The 16619-nt window shown below is 66.9% G+C and carries 17 protein-coding genes and 1 tRNA gene; 13 read left to right on the top strand and 5 right to left on the bottom strand.

Translation table 11 applies throughout. From position 1 onward, the window contains the following. Positions 1-103: 103 nt before the first annotated feature. The 13 genes from bamA to H7F51_RS04925 all read left to right on the top strand — a co-directional run bounded on the left by bamA (position 104) and on the right by H7F51_RS04925 (position 11836). On the top strand, positions 104-2728 hold the full coding sequence (gene bamA / locus H7F51_RS04985; RefSeq protein WP_185663122.1) for an outer membrane protein assembly factor BamA: 2625 nt from the start codon (positions 104-106) through the stop codon (positions 2726-2728). Continuing rightward, positions 2728-3453 (top strand): OmpH family outer membrane protein, encoded by a 726-nt coding sequence (locus H7F51_RS04980; RefSeq protein WP_185663121.1) that lies wholly within the window; start codon positions 2728-2730, stop codon positions 3451-3453. Before bamA ends, H7F51_RS04980 begins: the two co-directional genes overlap by 1 nt. A gap of 24 nt (positions 3454-3477) precedes the next feature. After that, positions 3478-3957, top strand: a complete 480-nt coding sequence (gene fabZ / locus H7F51_RS04975; protein ID WP_185663120.1) for a 3-hydroxyacyl-ACP dehydratase FabZ — start codon at positions 3478-3480, stop codon at positions 3955-3957. 176 nt (positions 3958-4133) lie between these two features. Further along, positions 4134-4358, top strand: coding sequence for a 50S ribosomal protein L31 (gene rpmE, locus H7F51_RS04970; protein ID WP_185663119.1), 225 nt, complete (start codon positions 4134-4136; stop codon positions 4356-4358). A 322-nt stretch (positions 4359-4680) separates the two neighbouring features. After that, a tRNA-His gene (locus tag H7F51_RS04965) sits at positions 4681-4757 on the top strand. Positions 4758-4878: 121 nt separating this feature from the next. Beyond that, on the top strand, positions 4879-5601 hold the full coding sequence (gene ccmC, locus H7F51_RS04960) for a heme ABC transporter permease CcmC (RefSeq protein WP_185663118.1): 723 nt from the start codon (positions 4879-4881) through the stop codon (positions 5599-5601). Between the two features lie 2 nt (positions 5602-5603). Then, positions 5604-5759 carry a hypothetical protein gene (locus tag H7F51_RS04955; protein WP_185663309.1) on the top strand — a complete coding sequence of 52 codons (156 nt, stop codon included), beginning with the start codon at positions 5604-5606 and terminating at the stop codon, positions 5757-5759. Between the two features lie 5 nt (positions 5760-5764). Beyond that, complete coding sequence (gene ccmE / locus H7F51_RS04950) at positions 5765-6211, top strand: cytochrome c maturation protein CcmE (protein WP_185663291.1); 447 nt, start codon at positions 5765-5767, stop codon at positions 6209-6211. After that, positions 6208-8154, top strand: a complete 1947-nt coding sequence (locus tag H7F51_RS04945) for a heme lyase CcmF/NrfE family subunit (RefSeq protein ID WP_185663117.1) — start codon at positions 6208-6210, stop codon at positions 8152-8154. The genes ccmE and H7F51_RS04945 overlap by 4 nt, the downstream gene beginning before the upstream one ends. Continuing rightward, entirely contained in the window at positions 8151-8705 is a 555-nt protein-coding gene (locus H7F51_RS04940) for a redoxin domain-containing protein (RefSeq protein WP_185663116.1), read from the top strand. Before H7F51_RS04945 ends, H7F51_RS04940 begins: the two co-directional genes overlap by 4 nt. Positions 8706-8710: 5 nt before the next feature. Next, positions 8711-9154: a cytochrome c-type biogenesis protein gene (locus tag H7F51_RS04935; protein WP_425491011.1), complete on the top strand. Its 444-nt coding sequence runs from the start codon at positions 8711-8713 to the stop codon at positions 9152-9154. Next, the gene (locus H7F51_RS04930) at positions 9151-9801 is read left to right on the top strand and encodes a tetratricopeptide repeat protein (protein WP_185663115.1); all 651 of its coding nucleotides are present in this window, start codon (positions 9151-9153) and stop codon (positions 9799-9801) included. Before H7F51_RS04935 ends, H7F51_RS04930 begins: the two co-directional genes overlap by 4 nt. Positions 9802-9913: 112 nt before the next feature. Then, positions 9914-11836, top strand: coding sequence for a potassium transporter Kup (locus H7F51_RS04925; protein WP_185663114.1), 1923 nt, complete (start codon positions 9914-9916; stop codon positions 11834-11836). Between the two features lie 458 nt (positions 11837-12294). On the opposite strand, the gene H7F51_RS04920 is transcribed toward H7F51_RS04925, so the two are convergent. From H7F51_RS04920 to dapF, 5 genes are all read right to left on the bottom strand, one after another. Next, complete coding sequence (locus H7F51_RS04920; protein WP_185663113.1) at positions 12295-12867, bottom strand: urate hydroxylase PuuD; 573 nt, start codon at positions 12865-12867, stop codon at positions 12295-12297. A gap of 132 nt (positions 12868-12999) precedes the next feature. Continuing rightward, positions 13000-13653 (bottom strand): inner membrane-spanning protein YciB, encoded by a 654-nt coding sequence (locus H7F51_RS04915; RefSeq protein ID WP_185663112.1) that lies wholly within the window; start codon positions 13651-13653, stop codon positions 13000-13002. Next, entirely contained in the window at positions 13653-14594 is a 942-nt protein-coding gene (ftsY, locus tag H7F51_RS04910) for a signal recognition particle-docking protein FtsY (RefSeq protein ID WP_185663111.1), read from the bottom strand. The genes H7F51_RS04915 and ftsY overlap by 1 nt, the downstream gene beginning before the upstream one ends. Next, positions 14591-15766, bottom strand: coding sequence for a MiaB/RimO family radical SAM methylthiotransferase (locus tag H7F51_RS04905; protein WP_343061208.1), 1176 nt, complete (start codon positions 15764-15766; stop codon positions 14591-14593). Before H7F51_RS04905 ends, ftsY begins: the two co-directional genes overlap by 4 nt. Next, a complete protein-coding gene (gene dapF, locus H7F51_RS04900) occupies positions 15763-16581 on the bottom strand; it encodes a diaminopimelate epimerase (protein ID WP_185663109.1) in 819 nt (272 codons plus the stop codon). The genes H7F51_RS04905 and dapF overlap by 4 nt, the downstream gene beginning before the upstream one ends. Between the last annotated feature and the right edge of the window lie 38 nt (positions 16582-16619).

The following is a 16619-nucleotide window of genomic DNA, read 5'->3' as shown; positions in this document are numbered from 1 at the left end:
CAGGGCAGCGTCTGCCACTGGGCCCGGTTCATTCCCGGCCCGGGGCAGGGCGAATTTCAGTGAATTACAGATCGGGATACCTGCCGCGATGAAGGGACGGAACATGGCAACCACCGGGGCTATTGCCGGCGCGAAAGGTCGTTCCTCGGCCCTGGGGCTTGCGCTCATGGGCACCACGTTCCTGGCGCCGGCCGCCGCGCTGGCCCAGCAGGCTGCGCCCGCCACGGCGCCCGCCGCCGAAGTGCCGGCCGCGCCTGCCCCGGCGCCTGCCGCGCCCGAGGTGATCCAGCGGGTCGAAGTGACCGGCAACCAGCGGCTCGAGCCCGATACCGTGCTGTCCTATATCCGCCTGCGCGCGGGGCAGGTCTACAGCCAGGCCAGCGCCGACCAGGCGCTGAAGGATCTGTTTGCGACCGAGCTGTTCACCGACGTCCAGATCCGCCAGGCGGGCGGCGTGGTGACCATCCAGGTCAAGGAAAACCCGGTGATCAACCGGATCATCTTCGAGGGCAACAAGCGCCTCAAGGAAGACAAGATCACCCCCGAGATCAAGCTTGCCGCGCGCCAGATCTTCACCCGGTCCAAGGTGCGCGCGGACGTGGCCCGGATCATCGAACTCTACAAGCGCCAGGGCCGCTTCGCCGCCACGGTCGAGCCCAAGATGGTCATGCTCGACCAGAACCGCGTCGACATCGTGTTCGAGATCAACGAGGGGCCCAAGTCCAAGGTCCGCCAGATCAACATCATCGGCAACGACGTGTTCGACGATGGCGAGCTGCGCAGCCAGATGGTGACCAAGCAGTCGCGCGCGTTCCGGCTGTTTTCCTCGCGCACCAGCTATGACCCGGACCGGCTGGCATATGACCAGCAGAAGCTGCGCCAGTTCTACCTGACCCAGGGCTATGCCGATTTCCGGGTGGTTTCGGCCGTGGCCGAGCTGACGCCCGACAAGCACGACTTCATCATCACTTACGTGGTGGAAGAGGGCAAGCGCTACAAGTTCGGCGACGTGAAGGTAGAAAGCCAGCTGCGCGACTTCGACGGGGAAGTGCTGGCCAAGCAGCTGCCGATGAAGAAGGGCGACTGGTACAACGCCAAGACCGTGGAAGACACGATCGACAAGCTGAACCAGACCGCCGGTGCCTTCGGCTATGCCTTCGCCGACGTGCGGCCCGACTATGGCCGCAACAAGGATGATCTCACCATGGGGATCACCTTCCAGATCGCGGAGGCACCGCGCGTCTACGTCGAGCGGATCGACGTCAACGGCAACACCCTGACCCAGGACAAGGTGATCCGCCGTGAGTTCCGCCTCGCCGAGGGCGATGCGTTCAACTCGCTGCAGGTCAAGCGTTCGACCAACCGCATCAAGTCGCTCGGCTACTTCCAGGAGAAGTTCGAGGTCGAGCAGAAGCCCGGTTCGGCGCCGGACCGCATCGTGCTCGAGGCCAACCTCGAAGAAAAGCCGACCGGCGAACTGCAGCTTTCGGCGGGCTTCTCGTCGATCGAGAGCTTCATCCTCCAGGCCTCGATCCAGCAGCGCAACTTCCGCGGGCGCGGCCAGACGGTTGGCACCAGCGTGTCCTATTCGCGCTATTCCAAGAGCGTCGAGCTGAACTTCGTCGAGCCCTACGTGTTCGACCGGAACGTGTCGTTCGGTGCCAACATCTATCGGCGCGACTACAACTCGTTCAACTACCTGAACTCCGAGCGCAACAACCTCTACCAGCAGGCGACGACCGGCTTCCAGCTGCGCCTCGGCCTGCCGGTGACTGAATATGCGAGCCTGATCGGGCGCTACACGCTCAACTTCGACAACGTCTCGCTGGACCAGGCGACCTATTACGCCACAAACCCGGTGACCGGCGCCTACGAGTGCAGCAGCGCGCTGGCCGGCCGCTACCTGTGCGATGCGATCGGCAAGCGGACCAGCTCGATCCTCGGCCTGTCGCTGGTCTATGACACGCTCGACAACCGCGTGCGGCCGACCCGGGGCAACACGGCCTCGGTCAGCGCCGACTTCGCCGGGCTGGGCGGTTCGGTGAAATATGCCCGTCTGCGTGCCAATGGCGCCAAGTACTGGCCGCTGGGCGGGGGTTTCATCTTCTCGCTCAACGGCGAGGGCGGGATCATCAAGGCGCTCAAGAAGCGGTACGATTCGGCTGGCAACGAAATCGAGGGGGTCTACCTGACCGACCGCTTCTACCTCGGTTCGCCGGAAATGCGCGGCTTCGACATTCGCGGCATCGGCCCGCGCATCGTGCGCAAGTATGTCGACAGCACCTCGGCCACCGGCTTCGGTGAGAACCGCGACAACTGGCAGGACGACGCGATCGGCGGCCGGTATTACTACCAGGGCCGCGCAGAGGTCGAGATTCCGCTGGGTTCGGGCGCGCGCGAAATGGGCATCCGTCCCTCGATCTTCGCCGATATTGGCGCGGTCTGGGGCGTCCAGGCGCCGTCGCTGAGCGATGTTTACTCCTGCACCACCGGCGAGACCTATCGCACCACGGCTGTGAAGGCGGGCAATCCTGACGCTGTGAATTGTACGCTGCAATCGCGCGAGTTCTACTACGGCGACAGCTACAAGCCGCGCGTGGCCGTGGGTGTCGGCTTTAATTGGAACTCTCCGTTCGGGCCGTTCCGGCTCGACTTTGCCAAGACCCTGCTGAGCCAGCCGGGTGACGATCCCAAGACCTTCAATTTCAACGTGGGAACCCAGTTCTGATGACCAAGTCTCTTGTTTCCGCCGCTCTCGGTGCGGCGCTCGTCCTTGGCATGGCCACTCCGGCACTGGCGCAGCAGCGCCCCGCCGCGGCGGCCGCCGCCACCGGTACTGTCGTCAACGGCATCGCCTGGGCCAACATCGAGGCTGCCGAGGCCGGTACCAACGCCTTCAAGACCGCCGAGAGCCAGCGCCCGGTGACCTACAAGGCCCAGTACGACCAGGCCGAGGCCCGCTCGCAGGCGCTCAACGCCCAGATCAAGCCGCTGGTCGACAAGTTCAACGCCGACCGCGCCGCAGCCGCGCCGAACCAGGCCTCGCTGCAGCAGCAGGCCCAGGCCATCCAGCAGATCCAGCAGGGCGGTCAGGCCGAACTGCAGCGCATCCTGCAGCCGGTGGCCTATTCGCAGGCCTATGTGGCCGAGCAGATCGAAGGCAAGCTGCAGCAGGCGGTCGACGCCGCCATGACCAAGCGCGGCGTGACCCTGCTGCTCAAGCCGGAATCGCTGCTCCAGGTTTCGGGCCAGGCCTATAACCTGACCCCGGAAGTCACCGCCCAGCTCAACACCCTGATCCCGACCGCGCAGCTCGTGCCGCCGGCCGGCTGGGAACCGCGCGAAGTGCGTGAGGCCAAGGCCCAGCAGGCGGCCCAGGCCGGCCAGGCTGCTCCGGCTGCCGCCGCCGCTCCGGCCGCGTCCGCCAAGCCCGGCCAGCCGAGCCGCAACTGATCGCGCGCGGCAGGGGGTAAGGACATGGCGGAAGACGTCACCGAAGTTGCCGAAACCAAGGTTGGCAAGTCGCTCGACATCCGGGAAGTGCTTGCGGCCCTGCCGCATCGCTACCCGATGCTGCTGGTCGACCGCGTGATCAGCCTCGTTCCCGACGAGGAAATCCACGCGGTGAAGGCGGTGAGCTTCAACGAGGACTTCTTCCAGGGTCATTTCCCCGGCCGCCCGATCATGCCGGGCGTGCTGCAGATCGAGGCGCTGGCCCAGGCGGCCGGCGTCCTCGCGGTGGAGAGCCTCGGGCTCTCGGGCACTGGCAAGCTGGTTTACTTCATGGCGATCGAGGACGCGAAGTTCCGGGCGCCGGTGGAGCCGGGCGTGCTGCTCGACCTGCGCGTGGGCTTTGTCCAGAAGCGGGCGCGGGTCTGCAAGTTCTGGGGCAAGGCCATGCTGGGCGACAAGGTGACCTGCGAGGTCAACTTCACCGCGATGATCGCTGATAGCTGATGCATGGTTCGGGGCAAGCTGAGCTTGCCCGGTGCCGCAAGCCCTTGGCGGATGCCAAGGGCGTACCAATCATGACTCCTTGATTTTCAGCAGTTGCGCGGCTATGCGGCCCGCTTCCAGTTTCCCCATTACGTTTTCAGGGCCGGTCGGAACCGGCCATAGCGAAAGTGAATGTCATGAAGGCCGATATCCATCCCGATTACCACATGATCAAGGTGCAGATGACCGACGGCACCGTGTTCGAGACCCGCTCGACTTGGGGCAAGGAAGGCGACACGATGGCGCTCGACATCGACCCGACCTCGCACCCGGCCTGGACCGGCGGTCAGCGCCAGCTGGATCAGGGCGGCCGCGTGGCCCAGTTCAACAAGCGTTTCGGCGGCCTTACTCTCAAGAAGTAAGCCCCGGCGCGAGCCGAACACCAAGGAGGGCGGTCCTGCGGGGCCGCCCTTTTTTCTTGGGGTTGGTGATTCCGGCAGATCCTGCGCCGAACGGCCTACGCCGCTGCGTCTAACGCTGACTGTGCCAGCGCAAGTCTCGCGCCCCTCCTGCAGGCGGAAGGGGTTGAGGGCGGGCATCGCAACCCGACCCATTGCATGCGAGCGAGCTTTTCGCGTTCGAGGACAGGTAAAGCAAAGAATCCTCTTCCCATTCGCGCCGGCCTGTGCAAAGGGCCTGCGCCTGCCCGGGCAGTGCCGAAGTGCATTGCTGACAGGGGCCGTGGCGATCGTAGCTCAGTTGGTTAGAGCGCCGGTTTGTGGTACCGGAGGTCGTGGGTTCGAACCCCATCGGTCGCCCCATTTTCTTCAGTTCGGGCAAGCGCCTGCGCGGTTATGCGCAGCTTGGCGGATGGCACCAAGGATCAGCTTGCGGGACCTTGCCGCAACTGCCAAAGGGCGCTGACGAGAGTTTGCCGAGGCCATGCACGGATTTGCCAATCCCGCCCGATTTCTGCGCCTTGCACAGTGGCTTGCGCCGCTGCTGCTGACGCTTGGGCTGGTCCTGGCGAGCGCTGCCATGGCCTGGGGCGTCTTCGTGGCCCCCGCCGATGCCCTGCAGGGCGAGACCGTGCGGATCGTCTATCTTCATGTGCCGACCGCCTGGCTGGGCATGGGCGGCTGGACCGCGATCGCGCTGGCGAGCCTGACCGAGCTGGTCTGGCGCCACCCGCTGGCCGGGATCGCGGGCCGGGCCATTGCCATTCCCGGCGCAATCTTTGCCGCGATCTGCCTCGCCACCGGCTCGATCTGGGGCCGTCCTGCCTGGGGCACGTGGTGGGTCTGGGACGGGCGGCTGACCTCGATGCTGGTGCTGTTCTTCCTTTACCTCGCCTATGCGGCGCTGGCCGATGCGGCGCGGCGCGACGGCGAGGGCTCCTCGCGCATTCCGGCGATCTTCGGGATCGTCGGCGCGGTGAACATCCCGGTGATCCACTATTCGGTGCTGTGGTGGAACAGCCTGCATCAGCCGCCTTCGATCACGATGGGCCAATCGGCCATGGCGGCGGAATTCCTGGTGCCGCTGCTGGTTTCCACGGTGGGCTTCTCGTGCCTGTTCGGCGCGGTGGTGCTGATGCGGATGCGTGCGATCCTTGCCGACCAGCAGGCCGAGGCCCGGCTGCGGCGCAAGGCGATGGCGGCCTGACCATGATGCACGAAGCGCTGGACCAGTGGACTTTCGTGATCGCGGCCTATGCCATCGGGCTGGGCGGGACGGCGGCGCTGATCGCGCAATCGTGGCTGGCCATGCGCAAGGCCGAGGCGCGCCGGGACCGGGCGCGCGACAAGGGACGGGAAAAGTGAGCGCAATCAAGGCTAAGCACCAGCGGCTGATCCTCGTTCTCATCGCGCTGGTCGCGCTGATCGGCGCGGCGCTGCTCGCGATCTACGCCCTGCGCAACCAGGCGAGCTATTTCTACCTCCCGGCCGACATCGCCGCCAAGCCGCCGGAGCCGGGCCGGGCGATCCGCCTGGGCGGGATGGTCGAGGGCGGTTCGCTCAGGACTGATGCCGACGGGGTGACGATCCACTTCATCGTCGGCGACGGCAAGAACCGGGTGCCGGTGACCTTCAAGGGCATCGTGCCGGACCTGTTCAAGGAAGGTTCGGGCGTGGTGGCCGAGGGCAAGATGAGCCCGGACAAGACTTTCGTGGCCGACAACCTGCTGGCCAAGCATGACGAGAAATACGTGCCGCGCGAGATGAAGGACATGACCGAGGCCCAGGCCCGCGCGGCGGTGAAGGAAACCCGGTGATCGCGGAATTTGGCCTTGCCGCCCTGTGGTTTGCCGCCGCGCTGGCCTTTCTCCAGCTGCTCGCGGGGGCCTTGGCCCTGACGGGCCGGGGCGAGGGGCTGGGCGCGGTGATCCGCCCGGTCGCCGTGGTGCAGGGCGTGCTGGCGCTGGTCGCCTTTGGTGCGTTGCTGACGCTGTTTGCCGAGACCGACCTGTCGGTGAAGCTGGTTGCCGAGAATTCGCATTCGGCCAAGCCGATGCTTTACAAGATCGCTGGGGCCTGGGGGAACCACGAGGGCTCGATGCTGCTGTGGGTCACGGTGATGGGCCTTGCCGGCGGTTTCGTGGCGCTGGTCGAGAAGCGGCTGCCCGAGCCAACCATGCAGGCGACGCTGGCCGGGCAGGCTTTCGTCAGCCTTGGTTTCTATGCCTTCCTGCTGTTCGCCTCCAATCCGTTCGACCGGCTTTCGCCGGTGCCGGCTGAGGGCAACGGGCTCAACCCGCTGTTGCAGGATCCGGGGCTCGCCTTCCATCCGCCGACTCTGTACCTCGGCTATGTCGGGCTTTCGATCGCCTTCAGCTTCGCTATCGGCGCGCTGGTGACGCGCGAGGTTGGCCCGGCCTTTGCCCGCGCGATGCGGCCCTGGGTGCTGGGGGCGTGGATTTTCCTGACGCTGGGGATCACGGCGGGGTCATACTGGGCCTATTACGAGCTGGGCTGGGGTGGCTGGTGGTTCTGGGACCCGGTCGAGAACGCCTCGCTGATGCCGTGGCTGGCGGCGACGGCGCTGCTCCATTCGGCCGGGGTTCTGGCTGCGCGCAACGCGCTGCGGGCCTGGACGGTGATGCTGGGTGTCGTGGCCTTTTCCATGTCGATGGTCGGGACCTTCCTCGTCCGCTCGGGCATCCTGACCAGCGTCCATGCCTTCGCGGTCGATCCCAAGCGTGGAACCTTCATCCTCGCCCTGCTGGCGATCTATATCGGCGGGGCGCTGACCCTGTTCGCGATCCGCGCGGCAACCGTGACCGAGGGTGAGCGCTTTGCCGTGACCAGCCGCGAATCCGCGCTGGTGTTCAACAATGTGATGCTGACGGGCTCGCTCGGTATCATCCTGATGGGCACGCTCTATCCGCTGGTGACCGAGGCCTTTGGCGAAAAGGTTTCGGTCGGCCCGCCCTATTTCAACCCGGTGACCGCGATCTTCGTCGTGCCGATGCTGATCGTGCTCGCCATCGGCCCGCTGCTGCGCTGGCGGCGCGACAATGTGAAGCGCATCGCGCCGATGCTGGCGATTCCGGCGGTGCTGGCGGTGCTGGCGCTGGGGGCGGCGATCGTGCTGGCGCCGGGCCGTGTCCTGCCGATCATCGGGCTGGCGCTCGCGCCGGCGATTGCGGCGGCGAGCGTGCTGCCGCTGCGTGGGCGCAAGCTTCGGCAGGTCAAGCTGCCGCTGTGGGGCATGGTGCTGGCCCACCTTGGCGTGGCCATGGCTCTGTTCGGCATGGCTTCGGATTCGGCCTTCACCACCGAGAAGCTGGTGGCGGTGCGCGTGGGGGACGTCACCCCGGTCGGGCCGTGGTCGATCAGGGTCGCGGCGGTCGAGCCGATCGCCGGGCCGAACTGGACCGCGCTCGAGGCCGAAATGCAGGCGAGCTATGAGGGGTCGGCGCCGGTCGTATTGCGCCCACAGGCGCGCACGTTCTGGGCGCCGCCGCAGAATACCGCGGAATCGGCGCTGCATACACGCTGGAACGGTCAGCTCTATACGGTGCTGGGCGATCAGGCGGCCGATGGGCGCTGGCAGCTGCGGCTGTGGTGGAAGCCGTTCGTGCCGATGATCTGGCTGGGCGGCGTGCTGATCGCGCTGGGCGGGCTACTGGCCTTGCTCGGCCGGGTGGCGAGCGACGTGCGGCGGCTGGTGGTGCGTGACAGGATCGCGTTCCGGCGGGAAAGGCAGGGCCGATGAGCGACGTTACTCCTCCGGCGAAGCGGCGCTGGTCGTTGTGGCTGCCGCTTTTGCTGTTCGGCCTGTTCGTGGCGCTGGTGGCCTGGGGGCTGATCGTGCCCAAGGACAACAACGTGCCGAGCCGTCTGGTCGGCCACCCGCTGCCGCAATTTGCCCTGCCCGCCGGGGCCGAGGGCAAGCCGGGCCTGGCGCGGGCCGACTTTGCCGGGGGCAAGCCGCGTCTGCTCAACATCTTCGCCTCCTGGTGCATTCCCTGTGCCGCCGAGGCGCCGCAACTGGCCCAGCTGGCCGCCGCCGGGGTGGAGATCGACGGGGTGGCGGTGCGTGACCGCAAGGACGATCTTGCCGCCTTTCTGGCCCGCAATGGCAATCCCTATGCGCGGATCGGGACGGATGATCTCTCGACCCTGCAGCTGGCGATCGGTTCATCGGGCGTGCCTGAGACCTACGTGATCGATGGCAAGGGCACGATCCGCTACCAGCATATCGGGGACATTCGCCCTGATGACGTGCCGATGATCCTCAAGAAGCTCGAGGAGGCATCGCTGTGAGGCGGCTGGGGCTCATCATCGCCCTGATCGTGGGCGCGCTGGCGCTGGGTCCGCTGGCGTTCGCGCCGGCCCGGGCCGACGACGCCATGCCGCCGGCGCCCTATGCCTATCGCCAGCTCGACGATCCCAAGCTGGAGGAAAAGGCCCAGCGGCTGATGGAAACGATCCGCTGCCTGACGTGCCAGAGCCAGTCGATCGCCGATTCCGATGCCTCGCTGGCCGGGGACATGCGCAGCCAGATCCGCCAGCGCATTGCCGCCGGGGAAGAGCCCGAGGCGATCCGCGCCTGGCTGGTCGAGCGCTATGGCGACTACATCACCTATACTCCGCGCGTGACCAGCCTGACCTGGCCGTTGTTCGCCGCGCCGCTGTTGATCCTGCTGGTCGCGGGGCTTTTGCTGCGCAAGCGCTTCGTGAGGCGGCGCCTGATGGATGGGGAAGGGCTATGACCTGGGTCGCCGTCATCGCGCTCGCGCTGGTCATCTTCGCGGTGATCGCCTTTGTCTTCCGGGTGCCGCGGGTGACCTGGGAAGTGGTCGGCGCGGCCTTGTTGCTGGGGCTGGCTGGCTATGCCCTGCAGGGCTCGCCGGGCGCCCGCTCCGCGCCCAAGGCGCCGGCCGAGCAGGTTTCGGGCGGAAGTGCCGAGGATATCGCCGCGCGCCAGAAGCTGGCCGATGGGGCCGGCATGGGCGACAAGAACCTGATCATCGCCGATGCCCTTGCCCGGCACGGCCAGTTTGCCGATGCCGCCGCCGTCCTGCGGATCGCGACGGACAAGGACCCCAAGAACGGCGAGGCATGGCTGACCATGGCCAATGCGCTGGTCGGCCATGCCGAGGGAACGATCTCCCCGGCGGCGATTTACGCTTATGGCCGCGCCAGCGAGGCCTCGCCCGACAGCGCCGGCCCACCGTTTTTCCTGGGCCTTGCCCTGATCCGTTCCGGCCGGTTCGATGAGGGGCGCAAGCTCTGGGCGGACCTGCTGGCGCGCAGCCCGAAGGAGGCACCATGGCGCGGGGACCTCGAGAAGCGACTCGGCGAACTCGATGCCTTTCTCGCCCGGCAGGGGCAGGGCGCCGCGCAAATGGCGCAATAGCGCCGTTCACCGCGCAGAAAGGCGCGTTGCAGGCAGCGCAGGGCGCTGCTAAGCGGGCGCACCTTGCCGCAGGGGCGGCGACTCGGGGGCACCTTTCAGGTCATCTTGCACGATGAGCGACGCCGTAACCCATAGCGCGCCGGCTGACGCCGTGCAGCACACCCATCACCATGGCGAGCATCACGGGGGGCTGCTGAAGCTTGCCGTGGGCGCGATCGGCGTCGTCTTCGGCGACATCGGCACCAGCCCGCTCTACGCCATGCGCGACACCTTTGCCGGGCATCACCGCCTGCCGCTGGATATTCTGCACATCTACGGCATCGTCAGCCTGATGTTCTGGTCGATGATGATCATCGTGACGCTGAAATACGTCACCGTGATCATGCGCGCGGACAACAAGGGTGAGGGCGGCAGCCTGGCGCTGCTGGCACTGATCAACCAGAACATCTCGGGCAAGCGCTGGTCGGCGGGCATCGTCCTGCTCGGGGTTTTCGCAACTTCGCTGTTCTACGGCGACTCGATGATCACCCCGGCCGTTTCGGTGATGGGCGCGATCGAGGGCGTGGCGGTCTACGAGCCGGGGCTGGCTGGCGCGGTCGTGCCGACGGTCGTGGCGATCCTCGTCTTCCTGTTTTTCATCCAGAGCCGCGGCACGGCCCGGGTGGCGGCATTCTTCGGGCCGATCATGCTGCTCTATTTCGCGGTGATCGCCGTGCTGGGCGGGATCTCGATCGCCGCCGCGCCGCAGGTCATTTACGCGCTGAGCCCGCATCATGCCGTGGTCCTCTTCGCCGAAGACCCGCTGCACGGCTTCCTCGCCATGGGTTCGGCTGTTCTGGCCGTGACCGGCGCCGAGGCGCTCTATGCCGACATGGGCCATTTCGGCCGCGCGCCGATCCGGGTCTCGTGGCTGGTTTTCGTGCTGCCGGCGCTCGTGCTCAACTACCTCGGCCAGGCCTCGTTGCTGGTCCGCGTCGGCGCGCCGGCGCTGGAGAGCCCGTTCTACCTGCTGGCGCCGGAATGGTTCCAGTGGCCGCTGCTGGGCATTGCCAGCGCGGCGGCCGTGATCGCCTCGCAGGCGGTGATTACCGGGGCCTTTTCGGTGACCCAGCAGGCGATCCAGCTCGGTTTCATCCCGCGCATGACGATCAAGTACACCAGTCTCAACGCCGGGCAGATCTACATCCCGGTGATCAACTGGGCGCTGATGATCGCGGTGATCCTGCTGGTGCTGGTGTTCCAGCATTCCTCGAACCTGACCGCAGCCTACGGCATCGCGGTGACCGGCGCGATGGCGATCGACAACGTCCTGCTCGCCGTCGTCCTGCTCAACCTGTGGAATTGGAAGTGGTGGCAGTCCGTGCCGCTGCTCACCGTGTTCTTCGCGCTCGATGCGGCCTACCTCTCGGCCAACTTCACCAAGATCCCCGATGGTGGCTGGGTGCCGCTGATGATGGGCCTCGCCATCTTTACCCTGCTCACCACCTGGTCAAAGGGCCGGGCGCTGATGCGGGCCAACATGGCCGAGGGCACGATCCCCTTCGAGGTCTTCGCCAAGAGCGCCCATTCGAGCGCGGCGCGGGTGCCGGGCACGGCAGTGTTCATGTCTTCCACCGCGCACGGCGTGCCTTCGGCCCTGCTTCACAACATCAAGCACAACAAGGTGCTGCATGAGCGCGTGATCGTGCTGACCGTGGCGATCCAGGACGTGCCCTATGTGGACCCGGCCGAGCGCTGCAAGGTCAAGCAGTATGGCGAGGGCTTTTACAAGGTGGCGCTGCGCTTCGGCTTCCTCGAGGAGACCGACGTGCCGGCCGCGCTGGCTGGGCTGGACGTCTGCGGCGAGCCGTTCGAGATGATGAAGACCAGCTTCTTCCTCTCGCGCCAGACCCTGATTCCTTCGTCGAAGCCGGGCATGGCGATCTGGCGCGAGAAGCTGTTCGCGTGGATGCTGCGCAACGCGGCGAGTGCGATGGAGTTCTTCCGCCTGCCGACGAACCGCGTGGTCGAACTGGGCAGCCAGGTCGAGATCTGAGTCTGGAGGGCTGGACGGGCCGTTCGCGCCTTGACTGAGCGTCGCCCGGCCACACCCAACTTCTGTTATCGGCGCGTTTCTGTTGGTGGCGGCCGTTCCGGACATGCTGGCAATGCGGCCGAATGCCACCAGCTCCGCTCAGCCTGAGCCTGTCGAAGGCCACGCGCCGCCCTCGGAACTGGGCGGACGGCCTTTGGACTGGCCGCAGGTCTCGGAGATGGCGCGCAAGGCCCGGTGAGTGCGGCGAGCCTTGGCGCGTGGCCTTCGACAGGCTCAGGCTGAGCGGGGTTTCGTGGTGGGGCCAAGAAGGTCCATTTCCCCCACTTATCTGCCGTTCGGCACTTCGCGACGGTCCATGGCGGACATTCATAGGCCGTCATCCGCACACGCGGACCGGCCTGAACAAAAAAGGCGCGGCGTCCAGGGACGCCGCGCCTTTTTTTGAAGCTGTTGCCGGATCAGCCGAGGTTGGCCGAGACCATGCAGTAGAGCATCGGCAGCGAGAGCAGCAGGTTGGTGCGGCTGGCGGCGAGGGCCTTGGGCGCGGCGGCCGCCTTTTCCTCGTCGGTCGCCTCGATCAGGCCGAGGATCTTCTTCTGGGCGGGCCAGATGATGAACCACACGTTGAAGGCCATGATCAGGGCCAGCCACATGCCGAGGCCGATCAGATTGACATTGCCTTCACCGGAGAAGGTCATTGCCTGATGGGCATAGCCATCGACGGTGGCGATGCCGAGGCCGGTCAGCACGGTCAGCAGGGCCCCGTAGCGGAAGAAGAAGAACACTTTCGGCGCGATGAAGCCGGTGACGCCCTTCTTCAGTTCGGCTGGGACCTTCGGCATGGTCGGCACCTGCACGAAGTTCAGGTAATAGAGCAGGCCGATCCACAGGATGCCGAAGAACACGTGGAGCCAGCGCAGGATCGAATTGGCGTCGACCGGAGCCGATGCGGCGAACTGGACCATTACAAGGATCGCCAACACCAGTCCGGTGACCAGGACCAGGTGCAGGTTTCCAAAGAATTTTGCCATTGCTTCCCCCTATGCGTTATTCATTCCGACACGGCGGCGACCCCAGCGCAGCGCCGCGAAGCGGGGGAACAATGCTTCAAGCAGAAGGGCTTGTCATGCGAATTCGCGCGGCGAAGTGTTCGCAGGGCGCGCCTATTCGTGCGGCGCTTCGCTGGCCGCCTCGCTGCGAGCCTCGGAGGCGAGGCCGTGGCGCAGCAGCATCGGCATGTGCGCGAAGGTGAACAGGAACGAGGCCGGTAGGAAAACATAGAGCTTGGCCTGGAGCCAGCCGCCGAAGCTGAGATAAAAGCGGAAACCCTCGTTCAGCGCGGCGAGGAACAGGAAGAACCAGCCCCAGTTGCGCGAAAGCTTCATCCAGCCATCGTCGTCCAGCCCTTCGAAGGCGGCTTCGAGCAGGATCTTGAGCAGGGCCTTGCCCTTCATCCAGCCGCCGAGCAGGGCGAGGCCGAACATCAGGTAGATCACAGTCGGCTTGATCTGGATGTAGAACTGGTCGTGCAGCAGGATGGTGAGGCCGCCGAAGAACACGATCAGCGCGGTCGACAGGGCCAGCATCGGCGAGACGCGCCTGAACTTGGCGAGGCTGTAGGCCAGCGCGACGACGGCGCCGGCGATGAAGGCCACGGTGCCGTAGATTACCGCGGACACTTCCTGCAGAGAGGCGGTCTTGTCGGCCGGGGCGAAGTGGCGATAGACGAGGAAGAACAGCAGGATCGGGCCATAGTCGATCAGCAGGTTGGCCCAGTTCGACTTCTTCGCGGCGGGGGTTCCGGCGGGCTCGACCATTACTGCACTCCCGCGATGACGCGCGCGACGAGATCGGGATCGAACGGGCGGAGATCGTCGATCCGTTCGCCGACGCCGATGGCGTGGATCGGCAGACCGTATTGCTCGGCCGCGGCGACGAGGATGCCGCCGCGCGCCGTGCCATCGAGCTTGGTCATGACGAGGCCGGTGACGCCGGCCACTTCCTTGAAGATCTCGATCTGCTGGAGCGCGTTCTGCCCGTTGGTGGCGTCGAGCACGAGGACCACGTCGTGCGGCGCATCGGGGTTGAGGCGGCCGAGGACGCGGCGGATCTTGGCGAGTTCGTCCATCAGCTCGCGGCGGTTGTGGAGGCGCCCGGCGGTGTCGACGATCAGGGCGTCGGTGCCCTTGTCAGTCGCCAGCTTGACCGCGTCGAACACGATCGAGGCGGGATCGCCGCCTTCCGGCCCCTTGACGATGGGTACGCCGAGCCGGTCTGCCCAGACTCCGAGCTGGCCGATCGCGGCGGCGCGGAAGGTGTCTCCGGCGGCGAACATCACGGCATAGTCCTGCTCCTGGAACAGGTGGCCGAGCTTGGCGATGGTGGTGGTCTTGCCCGAGCCGTTGACGCCGATCACGAGGATGACCTGCGGACGGGGGAAGGCAGTGACTTCCAGCGGCTTGGCGACGGGGCGCAGGATCCTGGCGATTTCGTCGGCCACGGCCTGCTTGATCGCCTGTTCATCGGCGCCGCGCTCAAAGCGTTCCTCGGCGAGGCGGGCGCGAATCCGGGCGGCGGCGCGGGGGCCGAGGTCCGAGAGGATCAGCGCGTCCTCGATATCGTCGAGCTGGGCATCATCCAGCCGGGTCTTGCTGACGATGCCGGACAGGTTTTCGCCCAGCCGTTCGGAGGTCTTGCGGAAACCGCCGAACAGGCGCTCGGACCACGACAGGGCGGCGGAGGGGGCCTCTTCGCTCATGCCAGCATGCCTTCGGCGATTGCGCTCGGGATCATTGTCACCACGGTTCCGGGTTGCACCTCTGGCCCGAGGCGGACCCGGGCGAAGTTTTCCGCATGGCCGGTGCCGTCGCGTTCTGCAAGCACGCAGAGCGGTTTTCCGACCAATGTCTCCAGCCAGTCGGTGCGGACTTCGGCCACCACTGCGCGCAATTCGGCGGCGCGGCGGCGGATCGTGGGGGGGGGCTGTTGCGGCATCCGCGCGGCGGGCGTGCCGGGGCGGGGCGAGTAGGGGAAGACGTGGCCGTGGACCACGCCGAGTTCGCGCACGATCGAGAGATTGGCCGCGTGCATGGCCTCATCCTCGGTCGGGAAGCCGGTGATGAGGTCTGCGCCCACGGCGATGTCGGGGCGTCGGGCCTTGAGCGCGGCGACGAGGGACAGGGCGTCGGCGCGTGAATGGCGGCGCTTCATCCGCTTGAGGATGAGGTCGTGGCCGTGCTGGAGGGAGAGGTGGACGTGGGGCATGACGCGAGCTTCGCCGGCGAGAAGGTCGAGCAGGTCGGTGTCGATCTCGATCCCGTCGAGCGAGGAGAGGCGCAGGCGGGGGAGGACGGGGAACGCGTCGAGGATCGCGCTGGCGAGGGCGCCGAGGCGGGGTTGGCCGGGCAGGTCGTGGCCCCAGGAGGTGAGGTCGACGCCGGTGAGGACGATCTCGGCGGTGCCACGGGCGAGGTGAGTTTCGATCTGGCGCAGGACTGCGGCCACGGGGAGCGAGCGGCTGGGGCCGCGGCCTTGCGGGATCACGCAGAAGGTGCAGGCATGGTCGCAGCCGTTCTGTACGGCGACGTAGGCGCGGGTATAGGCGGCGGAAATCGCGGGCGCTTGGGCGGTGGGCACGTTCCAGGCACGGGGGTCGAGCTTGGTCGGGTTGGCAACGAGGCCGTCGACCTCGGGCATGGCGGCGAGCGCCTCCCGCTCGACCTCGGCGGCGCAGCCGGTGACGAGGAGGCGGGCATCGGGGCGCTGGCGGCGGGCGCGGCGGATGGCCTGGCGGGTCTGGCGCACGGCCTCGGCGGTGACGGCGCAGGAATTGATGACGACGAGATCGTCGGCGCCGGAAAGCATGGTCCGCAGGGACTCGCTCTCGGAAAGGTTGAGGCGGCAGCCGAGCGAAACGACCTCAACCGTCACGCAGGAACCCCGTAGGCGGCGGGATCGAAGGCCCCGCGGAAGGCCTCGGTGGCCGGGCCGGTCATCATGACGCGGCCTTCGGCGGTCCATTCGATAACCAGCGGGCCGCCGGGGAGGGTGACGCGGACCTTGCGGTCGGTCAGGCCGCGCCGCATCGCGCCGATCGCGGTGGCGCAGGCGCCGGTGCCGCAGGCGAGGGTCAGGCCGGCGCCGCGTTCCCAGACGCGCAGGCGGATCGCATCGCGGCTCTCGATCGTGGCGACGTTGACGTTGACCCGTTCGGGGAAGAGCGGATCACGCTCGATCAATGGGCCGAGGCGGGCGAGATCGACCGCGTCGCAATCGGGGACGAAGAAGATGGCGTGGGGGTTGCCGACGTTGACCGCCGTGGGCGCGTCGAGGTCTTCCCAGCCGACCGGCATGGTCAGCGTGTCCATCGCCCAGGCGAGGGGGATCGCGTTCCAGTCGAACCGGGGGGTGCCCATGTCGACCTTGATGCCGCCATCGGCCGGGGCGGATTCGACCACGCCGGCGAGGGTCTCGATCCGGGCGGCCACGCCGTGGAGCAGGCCGACCGCGCGGGTGGCATTGCCGCAGGCCTCGACCTCGCTGCCATCGGCGTTGAAGATCCGCATGCGCAGGTCGGCGATCTCGGACGGTTCGATAAGGATCAGCTGGTCGCAGCCGATGCCGGTGTGGCGGTTGGCCAGCGCGGCGGCGAGGCGCGCGTCCATCGGCGGGACGGCAGCGGCGCGCGCGTCGAGCACGACGAAGTCGTTGCCGAGGCCATGCATCTTGACGAAAGGAACCTGCATGGCGCGCGATCTAGGCGCTGCGGGGCGAAACGTCCAGT

Origin of the sequence: Novosphingobium flavum (assembly GCF_014230315.1) — a bacterium.
GTDB classification, from domain to species: Bacteria; Pseudomonadota; Alphaproteobacteria; order Sphingomonadales; family Sphingomonadaceae; genus Novosphingobium; species Novosphingobium flavum.
This window is presented reverse-complemented; position numbering and strand designations above follow the sequence as displayed.

Bases quoted from the DNA above. Each gene is read 5' to 3' on its own strand.
- ftsY (WP_185663111.1), bottom strand. From the start codon at position 14,594: ATGAGCGAAGAGGCCCCCTCCGCCGCCCTGTCGTGGTCCGAGCGCCTG.
- H7F51_RS04930 (WP_185663115.1), top strand. From the start codon at position 9,151: ATGACCTGGGTCGCCGTCATCGCGCTCGCGCTGGTCATCTTCGCGGTG.
- bamA (WP_185663122.1), top strand. From the start codon at position 104: ATGGCAACCACCGGGGCTATTGCCGGCGCGAAAGGTCGTTCCTCGGCC.
- H7F51_RS04915 (WP_185663112.1), bottom strand. From the start codon at position 13,653: ATGGTCGAGCCCGCCGGAACCCCCGCCGCGAAGAAGTCGAACTGGGCC.
- H7F51_RS04925 (WP_185663114.1), top strand. From the start codon at position 9,914: ATGAGCGACGCCGTAACCCATAGCGCGCCGGCTGACGCCGTGCAGCAC.
- H7F51_RS04955 (WP_185663309.1), top strand. From the start codon at position 5,604: ATGATGCACGAAGCGCTGGACCAGTGGACTTTCGTGATCGCGGCCTAT.
- H7F51_RS04920 (WP_185663113.1), bottom strand. From the start codon at position 12,867: ATGGCAAAATTCTTTGGAAACCTGCACCTGGTCCTGGTCACCGGACTG.
- fabZ (WP_185663120.1), top strand. From the start codon at position 3,478: ATGGCGGAAGACGTCACCGAAGTTGCCGAAACCAAGGTTGGCAAGTCG.
- rpmE (WP_185663119.1), top strand. From the start codon at position 4,134: ATGAAGGCCGATATCCATCCCGATTACCACATGATCAAGGTGCAGATG.
- dapF (WP_185663109.1), bottom strand. From the start codon at position 16,581: ATGCAGGTTCCTTTCGTCAAGATGCATGGCCTCGGCAACGACTTCGTC.
- ccmC (WP_185663118.1), top strand. From the start codon at position 4,879: ATGCACGGATTTGCCAATCCCGCCCGATTTCTGCGCCTTGCACAGTGG.
- H7F51_RS04940 (WP_185663116.1), top strand. From the start codon at position 8,151: ATGAGCGACGTTACTCCTCCGGCGAAGCGGCGCTGGTCGTTGTGGCTG.
- H7F51_RS04980 (WP_185663121.1), top strand. From the start codon at position 2,728: ATGACCAAGTCTCTTGTTTCCGCCGCTCTCGGTGCGGCGCTCGTCCTT.